This window comes from Chloroflexota bacterium (assembly GCA_013152435.1).
Taxonomy (GTDB): Bacteria; Chloroflexota; Anaerolineae; order DUEN01; family DUEN01; genus DUEN01.
Window position 1 is genome coordinate 1 of record JAADGJ010000129.1, and the last position, 16635, is coordinate 16635.

The 16635-nt window shown below is 63.4% G+C and carries 13 protein-coding genes; 8 read left to right on the top strand and 5 right to left on the bottom strand.

Going from position 1 to position 16635, the window contains the following annotated elements:
* Window positions 1-233 precede the first annotated feature (233 nt).
* The 5 genes from GXP39_18035 to GXP39_18055 form a co-directional block, all read right to left on the bottom strand.
* Complete coding sequence (locus GXP39_18035; GenBank protein ID NOZ29933.1) at window positions 234-536, bottom strand: co-chaperone GroES; 303 nt, start codon at window positions 534-536, stop codon at window positions 234-236.
* A 118-nt stretch (window positions 537-654) separates the two neighbouring features.
* The gene (locus tag GXP39_18040; GenBank protein ID NOZ29934.1) at window positions 655-1098 is read right to left on the bottom strand and encodes an Hsp20/alpha crystallin family protein; all 444 of its coding nucleotides are present in this window, start codon (window positions 1096-1098) and stop codon (window positions 655-657) included.
* 307 nt (window positions 1099-1405) lie between these two features.
* Complete coding sequence (locus tag GXP39_18045) at window positions 1406-1870, bottom strand: ACT domain-containing protein (protein NOZ29935.1); 465 nt, start codon at window positions 1868-1870, stop codon at window positions 1406-1408.
* Window positions 1871-1992: 122 nt separating this feature from the next.
* Entirely contained in the window at window positions 1993-3090 is a 1098-nt protein-coding gene (locus GXP39_18050) for a DUF2961 domain-containing protein (GenBank protein NOZ29936.1), read from the bottom strand.
* A 280-nt stretch (window positions 3091-3370) separates the two neighbouring features.
* The gene (locus GXP39_18055) at window positions 3371-4537 is read right to left on the bottom strand and encodes an MFS transporter (GenBank protein ID NOZ29937.1); all 1167 of its coding nucleotides are present in this window, start codon (window positions 4535-4537) and stop codon (window positions 3371-3373) included.
* Window positions 4538-4921: 384 nt separating this feature from the next.
* Here GXP39_18055 and GXP39_18060 point away from each other — a divergent pair, with 384 nt between their 5' ends.
* The 8 genes from GXP39_18060 to GXP39_18095 all read left to right on the top strand — a co-directional run bounded on the left by GXP39_18060 (window position 4922) and on the right by GXP39_18095 (window position 16274).
* Window positions 4922-6301 (top strand): MFS transporter, encoded by a 1380-nt coding sequence (locus GXP39_18060; GenBank protein NOZ29938.1) that lies wholly within the window; start codon window positions 4922-4924, stop codon window positions 6299-6301.
* A 424-nt stretch (window positions 6302-6725) separates the two neighbouring features.
* Window positions 6726-8336 (top strand): hypothetical protein, encoded by a 1611-nt coding sequence (locus GXP39_18065; protein ID NOZ29939.1) that lies wholly within the window; start codon window positions 6726-6728, stop codon window positions 8334-8336.
* An 88-nt stretch (window positions 8337-8424) separates the two neighbouring features.
* Entirely contained in the window at window positions 8425-9381 is a 957-nt protein-coding gene (locus GXP39_18070; GenBank protein ID NOZ29940.1) for an ABC transporter permease, read from the top strand.
* Complete coding sequence (locus GXP39_18075) at window positions 9381-10232, top strand: ABC transporter permease (protein NOZ29941.1); 852 nt, start codon at window positions 9381-9383, stop codon at window positions 10230-10232. Before GXP39_18070 ends, GXP39_18075 begins: the two co-directional genes overlap by 1 nt.
* Before the next feature lie 39 nt (window positions 10233-10271).
* Complete coding sequence (locus GXP39_18080) at window positions 10272-10991, top strand: DUF1028 domain-containing protein (GenBank protein ID NOZ29942.1); 720 nt, start codon at window positions 10272-10274, stop codon at window positions 10989-10991.
* Window positions 10992-11539: 548 nt separating this feature from the next.
* A complete protein-coding gene (locus GXP39_18085; GenBank protein NOZ29943.1) occupies window positions 11540-14341 on the top strand; it encodes a GAF domain-containing protein in 2802 nt (933 codons plus the stop codon).
* Window positions 14342-14343: 2 nt separating this feature from the next.
* Window positions 14344-15009, top strand: coding sequence for a response regulator transcription factor (locus GXP39_18090; protein ID NOZ29944.1), 666 nt, complete (start codon window positions 14344-14346; stop codon window positions 15007-15009).
* 536 nt (window positions 15010-15545) lie between these two features.
* Window positions 15546-16274, top strand: a complete 729-nt coding sequence (locus GXP39_18095) for a C_GCAxxG_C_C family protein (protein NOZ29945.1) — start codon at window positions 15546-15548, stop codon at window positions 16272-16274.
* The last annotated feature ends 361 nt before the right edge of the window (window positions 16275-16635 follow it).

Here is a 16635-nt window from a genome sequence, read left to right on the forward strand (position 1 = left end):
GCGCACCCCACTTCTTGTCCAACGCCACGTTGCGGCCCTTGGGGCCCAACGTCGTCTTCACCGCATTCGCCAGCGTGTCCACACCGATCTTGAGATTTCGACGAGCTTCCTCCGAAAAGACCAACTGCTTCGCAGGCATAACCTACCTCCTCCCTCCACGTTCGATCTCGATCGTTTCCCTCTTTTCCCTTACGTCACGATGTACGGGATCCTTGTTCGGGAGAGAAGTGTGATTATCCTTCGATGACCGCCAGGATGTCGGACTCGCGCAGGACCAGAACCTTGTTGTCGCCGTCCAGCTTCACCTCGGTGCCCGCGTACTTGGCGAACAGCACTCGATCGCCCAGCTTGACATCCATGGGGATCCGATTGCCGTTCTCATCCCGAGCACCCGGCCCCACGGCGATCACCTTACCCTGCTGCGGCTTCTCCTTGGCCGTCTCCGGCAAGATGATGCCGCTGGCCGTGCGCTCCTCCTCCTCGATCGGCTCGACGACGACTCGGTCACCCAGTGGGCGTAGCTTGACATCTGCCATAGGTTCCTCCTCACTTTCCTCTTGTGATGACATCAAGTACCGGATGCCCCTCCCTTACCTTCCTATCCCTGGGCAAGCATCCGGCACCTGAAGCACGACATCGAAGTCAAGGAACGCCTTACTTCACGTTGACCTTAATCGTCTTGGGCCGAACCGCCTCCGCCTTCGGTATGCGCAAGGTCAACACGCCGTTGCGGAAGGTCGCCTCGGCCTTGTCCACATCCACGGGGACATTGATGGTGAGCACACGACGGAACGCCCCTCGTGCCCGCTCCTGGAGCACGTAATTCACCCCCTCCACCGGCGGAGGGAACTCGCCCTTGATGGTCAACGTCTCGCCCTCGAGCGTGATCTCCACATCCTCCGGCTCCACCCCAGGGATGGAAGCGATGATGACGACCTCCTCCGGGGTGGTATATGCGTCCACCGGGAGCCGGATCTCCCGCTCCCGAGAGGAGGATGTCCATCGCGAGCGAGAGAGGCTCTCCTCAAAGAGGCGATCCATCGCATCGCGCAGATTCATGATATCGCTGATCGGATCCCATCGCGTGAGGTTCGTCATGACGTCTCTCCTTTTCTCCACAAACACCTGTCCACGGCACAATCCATCCCAACCGACCATCAATCTATCGATCCGCCATTAGAAAGACATTAGCGGCCCGTTAGCATTTCGTTAGACGGCACCCACCGCACGGGAGCATGAAATGAGGATAGGCCAAAGGCAGGAAAGGGCCACAGAAAGGGAAAGGGGGCCGCCCCAACCGGGTTCACGGCCCCCATCTACAAACGATCCGCACCGAAGTAACCACCGGGGCTTCCGTTCGACGCCTGGAGAACTCAAATCCCCATCCCCGCGAGCGGCCGTCCGATTACGCCACCCCCTCGCCGGCGCCGCCCCGGCCGGCCTCGTCGATGACCCGCTGCAGCTCCTCCTTTGCCCTCGTCAGATCACGCTCATGCACGAGCAGATGATCCGTCGAGAACGCGGAGACTACCAGCAGCGGGATCCCGGCCGCGGCCAGCGCCTGCGCCAGGGGGGCCAGGTAACCGGCCACGTCCAAAGCGATGGATTGCTCCAGCGTGATCAGCCGCCAGCCGCGCTCCACGACCGCATCCGGCCAGTCCCCTGCCATGCGTCCCCAGGCCGCCTCCGTGAGCAGTACCGTCGTCTCCTCGGCGGAGCGGACCAGGGACAGGAACTCGCAGGAGATCTGCCGATCGAACTGAGCCAGCAAGGTCGCACAGGCAGCCGCCGGCAAACGGACGAGCACAAAGGGGGTGGGATCCACGCGCAGCCGGGTGGCTGCCAACAGAGCACGTACCCGATCTTCCACAATGACCTCTCCCAAAGCGTACCTGAGAATTTACCGGCATGGTGGCTGAGGGCATCCCGCAGCCACGCGCTCCATGGGGGAGGGAGGCGTGGAGAGGATCACCCCTCCACGCAGACACGCACTCAAATCACCTCAAGGAAATTATGATCGGGAAATGGGGGGAAGGGGGCATGCGGCTCAGCCTGATACCAGAAACCCACCGAGGCGATGTCGTCCTGCAACGGGAGATATCGCCGCTGTCCGCCGATGGGCGATCGCCATCCCAAAGCCTGGATGGTGACCCGCAGATCCTGCTCAAAGCGAATGGGATCCATGATGTGCCATCGATACATCCCAAAGCGCTGCTGGCTGCGATACAGGCCATCCGGCCGGATCACCTGCGGGAGGCCGCTGAAGGGGGCCGAGAACTCACAGTACTGGCCCTCCGGCTGCTCGAAGTCCCACGCCCCCCCGAAGTAATCCTCCGTGCCCGTGCCGCAAATGGTGGGGAAGTCCCCATCCCCATCGATGTAGAACTTGACCTCGCCCTCGCCCCACCAGCCGTTGTTATGGACGCCCCAGGCGATATAGGTGCCCACGTAGTGTCCCCATCCCTGAACGCCATCCAGGATAGTATGCACTTCCTTGTAAGGCAGCGGGTTGCTTCGTCGCCACTGGGCATGGAAGTAGGCGACATCCTCCGGGACCTCGGTCAACGTGTAGTCGATCTGATAGTAGAACCCTCGGATCTCGTCCTCCGTCAAGTTCTCGATGGTGATGCGGGCAGATCTCCGGAACGGCATCTCCCAATAGGAGTTGAAACCGCCCGCCGGGTTGACGGCCACAGGCAGCGAGGCGATGTTGGCTCGCTCGCACCATCCCATGCAGAAGAAGTCCCCCAGGGGGGTCTCCACGCTGGGCGTCTCCTCCTCGTCCCAATACATGCGCAGGACAATCCGCCGCCACGCGCTGGGATGCACCGTCAGCCAGATATGCTGGATCGCCCCCGGGCCCTGGATGTCCGCCAGCGTCACGGTGGCGTTCCCAGGCACGTTGATGGAGGGGGAGACCTTCCACCCCTGGCCGAGCTCCCGGGCCGCGACGGCGCCCGTGCCCTCGGTCGCCATCCCGCCCTTTCCCTTCTCGCCGGTGAAATTCTCCGCGCTGATGGAACGGGTGACGGCACGCGAGAGCCGAGAGAGATTCCCCAGCCCCATGTGCAAACCGTTGAATGACGACATGTGCTCCTCCTGACCTTCTGTTCATGTAAGAGTGCGTCTGAAAGTGTGTCTGAGAAATGTCATTGCCTCTGCTGTGGGGAAGCCCGGAGGGGCGAAGCCCCTCCGGAAAAAGTCCTTCTTCCGCCTTCAACCTGCCCGGCCTCGGCCCAGATCCCTTCGGAAAGGGCTGGGAAAGGCAGGTACAGGCCGAAAAAGCGGGATTTCCGTGGAGGGGAGGCCCCTCCACACCTCCCCTGGTGAGGGCCCGAAAATAGATTTCCTCGGAGGGGCTACCGCAGGCTCAAGGTGCCAACGCGGGGACCGGGCGCTCCACCCCGCCCGACACCCGCATGAGCTGCGTCAACACCAGCGCCAGGGAGACGATGCCGACGCCGAAGAGGAACGTGTACTGCGACCCGAACAGCGCCCACACCCATCCTCCGGCCAACGGCAGGATCACGGCGGAGATGTGATTGATGCTCTGGGCGACGGAGACGTTGCCCGTGATATCGTCCGGGGACACGGCGATCCGCTTGAAGTAGGATGACAGCGCGATGCCCACCCCGCCCAGCACGCTGTCCATGATGAAGAGGACGTAGAGCACCTTCAGCCAGGGAAGGTACGCATACCCCAGGAAGATGCCGATCAGCAGGATGTAGTTGATGGTGAGCACGCGGCGCTCGCCGAAGCGGGCCACCAGCCGACCGATTTGAGGGCCGGCGTACGTGTTGATCAGGCTGTTGACCAGGTAGAGCAGGGCCGTCTGCTGGGTGCTGATGCCGTACTCCTTCACCAACAGGAAGATCGCAAAGGTGCTGGCGATATGACGTCGGCTCCCCATGAGGAATGTGAGGATGTAATAGAGCCAATAACGACGCCGTATGGGCATGGACGATCGGCGCGGCAACGCCTTCCGGCCCGGCTGCTTCATGAACGGCATGAGCACCAGCCCGCCCACGATGAGAGCGATCCCTGAGGCGTTCAAGATGCTGCGCTCGCCGACGTGCCGGACCACGAGCGCCGTGATCCCCGTCGCCGCGATGGACGCCGCCGCGATGACGCCGTTGATCTTTCCCAACACCCGCGGCGCCTGATCGGTATGAGAGCCCAGCAGCGCCACCGCGGAGGATCCGTTATAGAAATAATGGAACCCAACGCTGGTCGCCATCGTCGCCACCAGCAACGTCGTCACGCTGTTGGAGTGGCCGGTCATCATCAGGCCGATCCCCAGGATGATCGTGGAAAAGGCCATGATGCGCATCTCGGGCATGAGTAGCGCCAACAGGGCAAACGTGAACCCGAGCAGACCGGGGATCTCTCGCAGCGACTGGATCAAGCCGATCTGCTCGGGTCGCACGCCGATCTCGCCCACGGCGAAGTTGTTGAAGATGGACATCCAGATGCTGAAGCCGAAGAACAACAGGAAATTCGATACGATCAAAGTCAGAAACAAACGCCGATTCACCATGAAATTCCCTCTAACGCTGACAGGAGACGGTACTGCCCCGAACCGTAGACATAAAAAGGCCTTCCTGCACGAAGGTGGTCTCCCTGTCCGGTGTTGGTGAGCCCACAGGAGACCATTTTGCGGGCAGCGCTGCACGAATGGCGCCTCCTGGAGGCCTTTTCCCAAATGGGGGGATTTATCTGCCGCTGCCTACCTGTGGGTAGGGGCGATTCATGAATCGTCCCTGCCCCGGCAACACCCATAAGGGAGACTGCCTGCACGAAGAAAGCCTCTTTTGAGGGGCTGCACCCCTCAAAGCTCCCCGCCGTATTCCCACCGAACAGGATACCCGATCCTACGCCAGGGGTTATTGTCTTTCCCGATGCTCGTGTATATACTGGAGGCATGACGCGATCCGATTCCAAGCCGCGCAAACACCGATTCCGTCGCATATATCCCGGGCATCCCTTCACCGCACCCGGGCACCTGGCCGGGCTGGCCAACCCGATCGTCTGGGCCCGGCTGGCGCGCCGTCCCGCCCGACTTCTCCGCTGGCTCTACGCACCCCCTTCCGTGGAAGACCGCAACCTCCGCAACGTGCTGGCAGACGGCGTAGGGGTGGGGCTGGCCACCGGGATCGGCTCCTTCCTGCCGATCTTCCTGGTGCGCCTGGGGGCATCGGATTTCCTGATCGGGTTGCTCACCGCCATGCCCGCGCTCACCGGGATGTTCCTGGCCATGCCGACGGGACGATTCCTGTCCCGGCAACGCCGGATCGTGCCCTGGCTCTCCTACGCCCGGTTCCTGGTCCTCTCCTGTTACATGCTGACCGGGTTGGTCCCCTTCCTCTTCTCCACCCACCGGGCTGAGGCTATCCTCCTGATCTGGGCGCTGGCCACAGTCCCCCAGACCATCGTCTCCGTATCCTTCACCGTGGTCATGGGAGCGGTGGCGGGGCCGCGAGGGCGATTCACCCTGATGAGCCGGCGGTGGTCCATCCTGGGGGTGACCAGCGCGCTCGCCGCGTTCATCGCCGGACAGGCGCTGGAGACGATGGCCTTCCCCTTGAACTACCAGATCATCTTCCTGAGCGCCGCGGCGGGGGGGCTGATCAGCCTGTACTTCTCAGCCCACATCGAGCTGCCCGACCAGGAAACGCCGCCCCCACCGCCGAAGGGACAGCCCCTGACCCGGCGGCTGCGGAACGGCCTTCGTCAGGTCCTGGACAACCGGGAGTTCGTCCGCTTCCTGACCGCCCAATTCGTGTTTCGATGGGGGTTGATGCTGCCCATACCGCTCATCCCCATCTACTGGGTGCGCCAGGTGGGGGCGAGTGACAGCTGGATCGGCATCCTGAATACCACCCAGAGCGCCATCGTGCTGATCGCCTACTTCCTCTGGAATCGGTTCTCCCGGCGGTGGGGCAAGCGATTCACCCTGTTGGCGTCCACGCTGGGGGTCAGCCTGTACCCGGCCCTGACCGCCTTGACCGGAAGCCCGGAGCCCCTGATCCTCCTCGTGGCGCTGTTCGGGGCCTTCCGCGCCGGCATGAATCTGGTCTTCTTCGACCTGGCTCTGGCCACCTGCCCGGAGCGCGATCAGCCCTTCTACATCGGCATTTACCAGACCACGAACTACGTCGCCACCTTCCTGGCCCCGCTCCTGGGCACGATCCTCTCCACGTATGTTGGGATCGTTCCGGCGCTGATGACCGGGGCCGGGCTGGGCATCCTCGGATTCATCCTGCTGGCCGTGTTGCACGTGAGCCAGGAGGAGGCACCGTAAGCTTCCGCAGGTTCGTTTGCGGGATTATAGCATCTGTCAGCAGGGGGAGCAATCCGATCTCCTCCAAAAGGCGAGCAGATCACTTGACGCCCGGTTCTCCCACTGCTACAATTCTACCGGCGGCGCAACAGCACTGGCGCTGTATGCAAATCCTCTCTCCAGGGTGTGTCTGAGCCCCTTCACAGCGAACACGGTTCATTGACAAGGGACCTATCTACGTCCGCAAGCCCGGGCAATCAAAATGGCACTATCCTCGGTCACCTGTCCCCGGGAGGACGTCCCGATCCCTCGGACACGCCCTCGGGCTGGATGAAGAACCACGGCGCGTTCTCCCCTCACCCATCGTCGGGTCTATCGGTCAACGCTCTCACTACGCTCCCCCAAACCCATCCAGTCACACGAACCAAGAGGAAGGAGGATCCCCATGCGTACTCCAGGTAGCTTCTGGCGTATCGGTCTCGCTCTCGTCCTGGTGAGCACGTTGGCGCTCGTCGCCTCCTGTGCTCCGCAGGCCGCCCCCGGAGCCGCGCCGGCCGCCGCCCCGGCGGAGGAAAAGGCCACAGAAGCCGTCACGGAGGCCGAGGAGAAGGCCCCGACATACGGGGGAACGCTGACCGTCGCTCTCCACGGGGAGATCGACAAGCTCGACCCGCACCAGAGCGTGACGATCGTGGGCTTCCAGGTGCAGCAGAACATCGTCGAGTCGCTGGTGACCGCCAACGTTACCCTGGATGGCGTGGACCCGGAGCTGGCGACGGACTGGACGATCTCTGATGACGGTCTGACCTACACGTTCAAACTGCGCCAGGGCGTCAAATTCCACAACGGCAAGGAGTTCAAGGCCGAGGACGTGATCTACTCCTTCAACCGGATCATGGATCCCGACTTCCCGGCCGCGGATCGCTCCGACCTGGAGATGGTCGAGTCCGTCGAGGCGCCCGACGACTACACGGTCGTCTTCAAGCTCAAATACCCGTTCGCGGCGTTCCTGACCAACCTGGAGTCCCTCTGGATCCTGCCCAAGGACGCGGGCGTGGACTTCAACCAGCAGCTGATCGGGACGGGGCCGTTCAAGTTCGTGGAGTGGGTCTCAGGAGATCACATCACCCTGGAGCGATTCGATGACTACTGGGAGGAGGGCAAGCCCTACCTCGACAAGGTGGTCTTCCGGCCCATCCCCGAATCGGCCACCAAGCTGGTCGAGCTGAAGACCGGCGGGCTGAATTTCATCGGCAACGTGCCCTACAAGGACGTGGCCGAGCTGGAGAGCGACCCCAACTTCAAGGTCTACCGCGTCCTCGGCGTCGTACGAGACCACCTGGGGTTCAACGTCACCAAGCCGCCCTTTGACAACAAGCTCGTCCGTCAGGCGATGGGCTATCTCATCGACCGCGAGGCGATCGCCCAATCCGTCATGGAGGGCTACGCCAAGCCCGCGCAGATCGCCATCCCGGAAAGCCACTGGGCCTTCAATCCCGCCATCAAGGATGCCTACACCTTCGATCCGGAGAAAGCCCGGCAACTCCTGACCGAGGCCGGCTACCCCGATGGGTTCAAGGCGACGATCAAGGTCAGCCCCACCTATCCGCTGGAGATCAAGATGGCGGAGCTGATCGCCGAGGCCGCGAAGGAGGTCGGTGTGGACTTCGAGATCCAGCAGCTCGAGTGGTCCACCTGGATCCAGCAGGTGGTCACCGAGGGGGATTTCGAGGCGGAGATCGTCCTGATCTCCGGCGGCATCGACCCGGATGACTTCTTCTATCAGTGGCACCACAGCGGCGAGATCTTCAACATCTGGCGATTCAGCACGCCGGAGCTGGATGCGCTGCTGGAGAAGGGGCGAAAGCTACGCGACAAGGAGGAGCGGAAGAAGGTCTACTACGAGATCCAGGAGTACCTGATCGATCAGGCTCCCATGGTCCACATCGTGTACCGCGAGTCCATCATGGCCAGCACGGCGAACGTCAACGGCTTCGTGATGACGGGCCGCGAGGATATGACGTTCAAGACGGTCTGGCTCGATCAAGGGGAATGATCCACAGGAACGGAAGCCAGGGGTGGGCAGGCCGGCTGGGGATACGCCCATCGGCCTGCCCACCCCGATGTGAGGAGTGAACGCCAAGATGCCCACCTTCATCATCAGACGATTGATCCATCTCGTCCCGGTCCTCGTCGGCGTCTCTCTGGCCGTCTTCCTGCTGTTGAAACTCACCCCCGGAGATCCGGCCACGGCCATCCTCGGCGTGCAGGCCAGCCCCCAAGAGGTCGCCCGGATACGGCGCTCCCTTGGGCTCGATCGACCCTGGTGGGTACAGTATGGCATCTGGCTCAGCAACGTCGTGCGCGGTGATCTCGGGACCTCATATCAGAGCAAGCGCCCCGTCTCCACGCTGATCCTCCAGCGGCTGCCCGCCACGGTGGAGCTGGCCATCCTATCGCTGCTGATCGCGGTCTCGATCGGCGTCCCCGCCGGGATCATCAGCGCCACGCGGCGGTACACGGCCCTGGACTACGCCTTCACGTCCTTCGCGCTGTTCGGCATCAGCATGCCCGGATTCTGGTTCGGCATCCTGCTGATCCTCATCTTCTCCCTCTACCTGCGCTGGCTCCCGGCCTCCGGGTACGCCCCCTTGAGCGCCGGCCTGGGGCCGCATCTCAAGCATCTGATCCTGCCATCCATTGCCCTCGGGCTCTTCAACACGGGAGCGCTGATGCGCTTCACCCGCTCGTCGATGCTCGAGGCGCTCTCCCAAGACTACGTCAGGACCGCGCGCGCGAAGGGATTGGCGGAGCGGATCGTCATCCTCCGCCATGTGCTGAAGAACGCGCTGATCCCGACGCTTACGGTGCTGGGCCTGCAGATAGGATATCTGCTCGGCGGCGCCGTGATCATCGAGCAGGTCTTCGCGTGGCCGGGCATCGGATGGCTCGCCCTGACCGCGATCAACCAGCGCGATTACCCGGTGGTCATGGGCGTCGTCCTGATGGTCTCATTCGTCTTCGTCTTCAGCAACCTGCTGGTCGACATCGCCTACACGTGGGTGAACCCACGCATCCGCTTCGATCAAGAGGGCAAGTGATGCTCACGTTCCGTCCCTCCCGCTTTTGGAGACGCTTCGCGCGGAACCGGTTGGCGCTCCTCGGCACGCTGATCATCGCTCTCCTTCTCATCAGCGCGCTGCTGGCCCCCGTGATCGCGCCTTACGATCCCATCAAGACCAACATCCGAGATCGGCTTCAGGGCCCATCGGCGGCGCACCTCTTCGGCACCGACGACCTGGGGCGGGACATCTTCTCGCGCGTCCTCTACGGCACGCGCATCTCCCTGAAGGTTGGTCTGATCTCGGTCTCCATCGCGACCTCCATCGGGCTGCTGTTGGGGCTGCTGGCTGGCTACCTGGGCGGATGGGTCGATACCCTGGTGATGCGGACCATGGACGTGCTGTTCGCCTTTCCCGCCGTCCTCCTGGCCATCGCGATCATGGCGGTGTTGGGGCAGTCCACCACCAACGTGATGATCGCGGTGGGCATCGTCTACGTGCCGATCTTCGCCCGCATCACCCGCGGCAGCGTGCTGGCCGTCCGAGAGCTGGAGTTCATCGAGGCGGCTCGCTGCATCGGCCTCCGGGACGCGGATATCGTCCGCCGGCATATCCTGCCCAACGCCCTGGACGCGGTGATCGTGCAGGTATCCCTGGCCACCGCCTTCGCCATCCTGGCGGAGGCGGCGCTGTCCTTCCTCGGCCTGGGCACCCAGCCGCCGGATCCAAGCTGGGGCTCGATGCTGAGCTTCGGCCGGGAGTACATGCTCGAGGCGCCCTGGTGGACCATCTTCCCGGGGCTGGCGATCTTTCTGACGGTCCTGGCGCTGCACTTGATCGGCGATGGGCTGCGCGACGCGCTGGATCCCCGGTCCGACGTACGGGTATAGGGCACTTTGATCACAAACCCGCAAGGAAAGGAGTGTGTGATGCAACGGGAAAAGCTTTCCGCACCGCGCCTGGCAACCTTTTCGATCTCAGCGAGATGCGCTCGAACGGGGCAGCTAGGGGTTGGGATCTCCACGAAGTTCATCGCCGTGGGAGCGCTGGCCCCCAACGCCAAAGCCCAGGTTGGAGCCTGCTCCACCCAGGCCTTCGTGAATCCCTATCATCGCTATTGGATGATCGAGAACCTCAGTCAAGGGCAGGCGGCGGAGGAGGCTTTGCGCAACTCGCTGGCCAGGGACCCGCGTCCACAGATTCGGCAACTGGCCATTGTGGATGCGCAGGGGCGCAGCGCCGCCTACACCGGCGAGCGGTGTGACACCTGGTGCGGGCACCGGACTGGCCCGAACTACGCGGCGGCAGGCAACATGCTGGCCAACGGGGATGTGGTGGCGGAGATGGCCCGCGTGTTCGAGGAGACGGAGGGCAGTGATCTGCCGCTGGCCGAGCGGCTGCTGCGCTGCCTGGAGGCGGCTGAGGCAGCCGGCGGCGACAAGCGGGGCAAGCAGTCAGCCGCCTTGCTGATCGTCGACACGGAAGACTATCCCAAGATCGACCTGCGTGTAGACGATCACCCGGATCCCGTCGCCGAGTTGCGCCGCATCTACGAGCTGTTCATGAGCGAGTTCGCCGAGATTTTGGAGGGGCTTCCTACCAAGGCGGACCCCGCGGGGAAGATCGGCGAGGAGTTTCTAAGCGATTAGGGCGCCTTCGACAGGCGATGAGTCACGCCGGTGGTGGGTCTATCCCGCCACCGGCGTTTTCTTTATCCTTGTCCTTCGTCGCCGAACACCACCCGGGCGTTGGGGTGGGCGTAGATGCTGTAGGCGAGCCAGAAATCCACGGTAGGGGTAGATTTCCATATTTGCCCTCACAATCGGGCGACTAAGGAAAGCCGCCCTCCCCATCATATCCATCGCCCGGGTGGGATGCGATGGGCATGGAAACCGACTTTTGAGCTGAAACGCCTGACATTCACATTTTACCTCAAAACCTGGTCTTTGCAATCAAAATATCCTCCTTCTGGAGGACTGCGTCCCTCAAAGCTCCCCGCTGTCTTTCCACACGAAAAAGTGCACGACCTGCCCCGTCGTCCCCTTGCCGGACATGCGATGTTCGGGCAGAATACGACTGTGGATTTACCCGGCAATTCGGGCCTCACCTGTGCCTTCGCCGTCCTGGACGGTGCTGGGGGGTGGGGTAAGGGCCCGCCCAGGCCCGACCCTGGTGTAAGGAAGCGTGAGGAAGATATATGGCGGCAGTGAGAGGGTTTTCAGAACGATTCGCTTCTACCACGGAGTCGTGGACCCGCCGCTTGTGGACGGATCTGGCGCTGACGACGAAGATGATCCTGATCGTGGTGGCTGCTCTACTGGTCCTGGCGGGGAGCTTCGGCTACCTGGGGGTGCACGCGACCCGGAGCAACACCCAACAGGCCCTGCAGGAGCGGGTGGCGCTGGCCCAACTGGCCGCCAGCCACCTGGACTCCGTGTTCGCTCACATCGAGCGCATGATGGTCAGCATCGCGGCCCTTCTGGCCCCGGAGGGATCTCAATCCGATCTGACGGGATCGAAGCTGCTCGGACAGCACGCCGCCTACCAACAGTTGATCCTGTTCAGCCAACAGATCTTCCTGCTGAACAACCGGGGCGAGATCGTGCAGGCGGAGCCCGCAGACCCTATGCCGGACCTCATCCCCCTGACCTCCGTGCCCTCCATCCAGAGCACCCTGCAGACGGGCCGCTTCGCCGTCTCCGGGCTCGTCTCGCTGGCCACGGGACAACGCCCCACGGCGCTGGTCAGCGTACCGATCCGCAACGGCGCGGGGACGATCATCGGCGCGCTGGCCATCAGCCTGGATCTGGAAAGCCCCGAGATGAACGCCTTCCTGCAGCCGGTGTCTCTGGGGGAAACGGGATACATGGAGGTCGTCGACAGCAATGGGGTGATCCTGCTGAGCACGCGCCCGGATCGGGTGCTCCGCCAGAGCGACCACAGGGGCAGCCTGGCCAACATGATCCAGGAGAGGAAGCCCATGGTCGCCGTATGCCATGACTGCCACCAGACGCCCCGTGGCGAGGCCCCGCGGCCGGAGGTCATGGCCTTCGCACCGCTGACCCGGGTGGATTGGGGGGTGGTGGTGCGACAGCATCAGGAGGAGGCCTTCGCCGCCGCACGTCAGCTACAGGAGCGCGTCGTCATCCTTGGCGTGGTGGCCCTGCTGCTCGCCCTGGTGATGGTGTGGATGATCACCCGCAGCGTCGTCGCCCCCCTGAAACTCCTCACCGGGGCCGCGCAGCGCATCGCACAGGGCGACCTGGATACCCCCATCCACTGCGGGCGAGGCGACGAGATCGGCGCCCTGGCGGAGGCCTTCGACCACATGCGCACCCGGCTGCGAGACTTCATGGACGAGATCCAGGCCTGGAACCGAGAGCTGGACAAGCGGGTTCGCGAGCGCACAGCGGCCCTCATGGCCGCCCAGGCCGAGGCCCAACAGGCGCGCGACTACCTGCAGGCGATCATCGACGGGCTGAGCGACGAACTGGTCGTGGTGGACAGGGACTTCCGTGTGCGCCTGGCCAACGCGGCCGTGCAGAAGCGATGGAATGGGCAAGAGCCGGTGCTCGGCCAGCGCTGTTGGGTTGTGAATCACGACGGCCGCCCCTGCCAGCCGCCGCACTGCGAGTGCCCCGTGCGAGAGGTCATGAAGAGCGGCAAACCCGTCCGGGTCACCCACTTCCACGAGCAAGGGGAAATGGAAGGTGAAGGGCGCTATGTGGATATCGTGGCCTCACCGCTGCACGACCATCGCGGCGATATGAGCGGGGTCATCGAGCTGCTGCGGGACGTGACGGAAGAGATGCGGATGAAGCAGGCGCTGGTCCGCCGCAACAAGGAGCTCTCCGCGCTCAATGCCATAGCCGCCATCGTCAGCCGATCCCTCGACCTGCAGGAGATCCTGGACATGGCCCTGGACAAGGTCCTGGAGCTGACGGATGTGGATGCAGGCGCCGTCTTCCTGAGGGAGGACGGCAACGACGATCTGGCGCTGGCGGCCCATCGCGGGCTCGGAGCCGCCGCCGCGGAAGCCCTGCGCCGGGAGTGGATCGACGCGAGCCGGACGGGCGCGATGGAAACGGATCGGCCAGTGGTGATGAGCCAACCGCCACGACCTCAGGGAGCCACCGAGGGGGATCTCGACTCCAACGGCCTGCGCTCCGTAGTGTACGTGCCCCTGATCGCGAAGGGAACGGCGTTGGGGATCATGTGTGTGGGCACACGCGAGCCTCGCGACCTCGCGAACGAGGTCGAGCTGCTGCGGGCCCTCGGCCGCCAGATCGCCGTGGGCGTGGAGAACGCGACTCTCTACGCGGACGTGCGACGGAAGGAGCAGATGCGCGGCGAGCTGCTCAAGAAGATCATCACCGCTCAGGAGGAGGAACGGAAGCGCATCGCCCGGGAGCTCCACGACGAGACCAGCCAGGCCCTGACCGCGATCGTCATGAACTGCGCGGCCCTGGAGCAGGTCATCCCGAAGGGGCTCGAGGACTTCAAGACCAAGCTGAGCGTCGTGCGCACTACGGCGGCCCGGAGCCTGCGGAACCTGCGCACGCTCATCTTTGACCTGCGCCCCGAGGCGCTGGACGACCTGGGCCTGGAGTTGGCGATCCGCGGCCACGCCAAGGAGCGACTGGAAGACGCGGGCATCCACACCCGGGTTCACGTGGTCAACCTGCCAGACCGCCTCCCATCGGAGGTGGAGACCACGGTCTTCCGCCTGGTCCAGGAGGGAATCGCCAACATCGTGCGACACGCCCAGGCCAGTGAGGCGCGCATCCACCTGGAGCTGGTGAACGGGCACCTGCAACTGGTTGTGGAGGATAACGGCAGAGGATTCGACCCGAGAAAGACGATGACGGCGGAAGGCGGCAACGGCTGGGGGCTGCGCGGCATGGAGGAGCGAGTGACCCTATTGGATGGGGAGATGCGCATTGAATCGAGTCCGGGTAAGGGGACCCGGATCCTGGTGAAGATCCCCCTGGAGGGATGACCATGCAGACCATTCGCGTGTTGATAGCGGACGATCACGGCATCGTCCGGGCGGGCATCCGATCGCTGCTGGAGTCGTGTGAGGATATCGAGGTGGTAGGCGAGGCCGCCGACGGCTGGGAGGCGGTGGAGCAGGCCGTCCGTCTCCGTCCCGACGTGGTGCTTATGGACATCGCCATGCCGAGGCTGCGAGGTGTAGAGGCCACCTACGAGATCCACCAGCGGCTGCCTCAGGTCCGGGTGCTGGCGCTCACGGTACACGATCGCGAGGAGTATTTCTTCGCCATGCTCAAGGCAGGGGGTTCCGGATACGTCCTCAAGGAGGGGGAGCCGGAGGAGCTGCTCGCGGCTATCCGGGCGGCGTATCGAGGGGACGCCTACCTCTCCCCAACGGTCACCCGGGCCATCCTGGATGATTATCTGGAGCGCCGGGGGGAGCAACAGCCCAGCGATTACGACCGGCTGACCCTGCGACAGAAAGAGGTGCTGCAGCTGGTGGTGGAGGGGAAGAGCACCCGGGAGATCGCCGAGATGCTCTGCCTCAGCGTGAAGACGGTGGAAAAGCATCGCTCGAACATCATGAAAAAGCTTGGCCTGCAGAGCTGGCGCGAGCTCATGAGATACGCCGTGCGCAAGGGGCTCATCAAGCTGGAGCCGGACGAGGCGTAGGATCCGACGGGCGCTCACGGGACGGGACGCGCTCCCGCGCATATCCCAAGTTCGGCCCTTCGGATAGTAGAAGACGAGAGCAGGAGACAGATAGGGCACGCTTTCACGCGTGCCCTATCTTCATTCCGAGGAGGAGCGGCCTGTAAGGTACGGTGAATATCTGGCTTATGTGAGCAGTGGATCAAATGGGGGTGTTCGGTAGCCCGAATGGGGGGCCGTCCCCCATGGGGCATGGGGGGCATCCCCCATGCTAATCTCACACTGATCTTGTAGAGTATTGGAAAGAGTTGATATCTCATGTCTTGCAACCTTAGGAGGGAACGATCATGGCAGACCCAAAGATGGGAAAGAAGTCGCGAAGTGGTCGAGAAGGCTTGTCACGAAGGGAGTTTCTGGCAGGAGCGGTCATCGGGGCTGGGGCTATGGGCCTGTTCTCATGCGCACAGGGCCAACTGATGGTTCCTGCATCGGGGCCGGTGGCGACAGAGGGGACTCCCTGCCCCGAGGCGAAGACGGAAGTCAAAGAAGTCGAGGTGGTGAAAGAGGTCGTCAAAGAGGTCCCCGAATGGCCTTGGCCGTATGTGAAGCTGGACCCGGAGATGATCCGGAAAAAGGGTCATCTGGGATACTATAAGGCGCACTGCTGCTATGGGGCTTTCTGGGCGATCGTCGACTCGCTGAGAGAGGAGATCGGATTCCCGTTTGACCAGATCCCCGCCGAGATGATGATCTACGGCGCCGGCGGCGCGGCGGGATGGGGGACCCTGTGCGGGGCGCTCAACGGAGCCTTCGCCGCCATTAACCTGGTCACCGATGAGGGAACCTGTAAGAAGATCGTTCACGAGCTGATGGGATGGTACACCGAGACCCCCCTGCCGACGGAGATCAGCAATCAGTACGCCAGCGAGCACGCCTTCCTGGTCGACAAGTACAAATCGGACGAGCTGCTGGCTCAAAGCGTGGCCGGATCCCCGCTGTGCCATGTCTCCGTCACCAAGTGGTGCCAGGCATCGGGCTATCCCTCGGGATCCCCGGAGCGAAGTGAGCGCTGCGGCCGGCTGACCGGTGATGTGGCGGCGCGGGCCGTGGAGCTGCTGAACCAGTACGCGGACAACGCGTTCGAGCCGGCTTACGAGATGCCGGTTGGCGCGACCGTCTGCAGAAGCTGCCACTTTAAGGGCAAGGAGTTCGAGAAGGGGCAGTTCACGCGAGGCAAGATGGACTGCCTGCAATGCCATGAGCCGCACGGGAAACCGGGAGAGTAAGCAGGGCGGCAGTGAGTCGGTAGTCTCCCTCATGGGTGTTGCCGGGGCAGAGGCGATTCATGAATCGCCCCTGCCCGCAGGTAGGCGGCGACAGATAAAACTCCCCATCTGGGAAAAGGCCCCCAGGAGGTGTCATTCATGCAGCGCTGCTCACAAAATGGCCTCCTGTGGGCTCACCAACACGGGACAGGGAGACCACCAGCGAATCCGTCCCCTGTAAGTCGCCCGCCAGGGCGTATCCATAAGGTATGCGAAACGGCTGTCGTTCCCCACCAACGGCAGCCGTTTTGCATTTTCCAGCCCCTGATCGTCAGCCGACGGAAAACGGCCCTCACCCCCCAGACCCCCTTCTCCCGGGCCC

Excerpts from the sequence above, each read along its gene's own strand:
- GXP39_18040 (NOZ29934.1), bottom strand. The coding sequence starts at position 1,098 with ATGACGAACCTCACGCGATGGGATCCGATCAGCGATATCATGAATCTG.
- GXP39_18090 (NOZ29944.1), top strand. The coding sequence starts at position 14,344 with ATGCAGACCATTCGCGTGTTGATAGCGGACGATCACGGCATCGTCCGG.
- GXP39_18060 (NOZ29938.1), top strand. The coding sequence starts at position 4,922 with ATGACGCGATCCGATTCCAAGCCGCGCAAACACCGATTCCGTCGCATA.
- GXP39_18055 (NOZ29937.1), bottom strand. The coding sequence starts at position 4,537 with ATGGTGAATCGGCGTTTGTTTCTGACTTTGATCGTATCGAATTTCCTG.
- GXP39_18035 (NOZ29933.1), bottom strand. The coding sequence starts at position 536 with ATGGCAGATGTCAAGCTACGCCCACTGGGTGACCGAGTCGTCGTCGAG.
- GXP39_18050 (NOZ29936.1), bottom strand. The coding sequence starts at position 3,090 with ATGTCGTCATTCAACGGTTTGCACATGGGGCTGGGGAATCTCTCTCGG.
- GXP39_18080 (NOZ29942.1), top strand. The coding sequence starts at position 10,272 with ATGCAACGGGAAAAGCTTTCCGCACCGCGCCTGGCAACCTTTTCGATC.
- GXP39_18085 (NOZ29943.1), top strand. The coding sequence starts at position 11,540 with ATGGCGGCAGTGAGAGGGTTTTCAGAACGATTCGCTTCTACCACGGAG.
- GXP39_18065 (NOZ29939.1), top strand. The coding sequence starts at position 6,726 with ATGCGTACTCCAGGTAGCTTCTGGCGTATCGGTCTCGCTCTCGTCCTG.
- GXP39_18075 (NOZ29941.1), top strand. The coding sequence starts at position 9,381 with ATGCTCACGTTCCGTCCCTCCCGCTTTTGGAGACGCTTCGCGCGGAAC.
- GXP39_18070 (NOZ29940.1), top strand. The coding sequence starts at position 8,425 with ATGCCCACCTTCATCATCAGACGATTGATCCATCTCGTCCCGGTCCTC.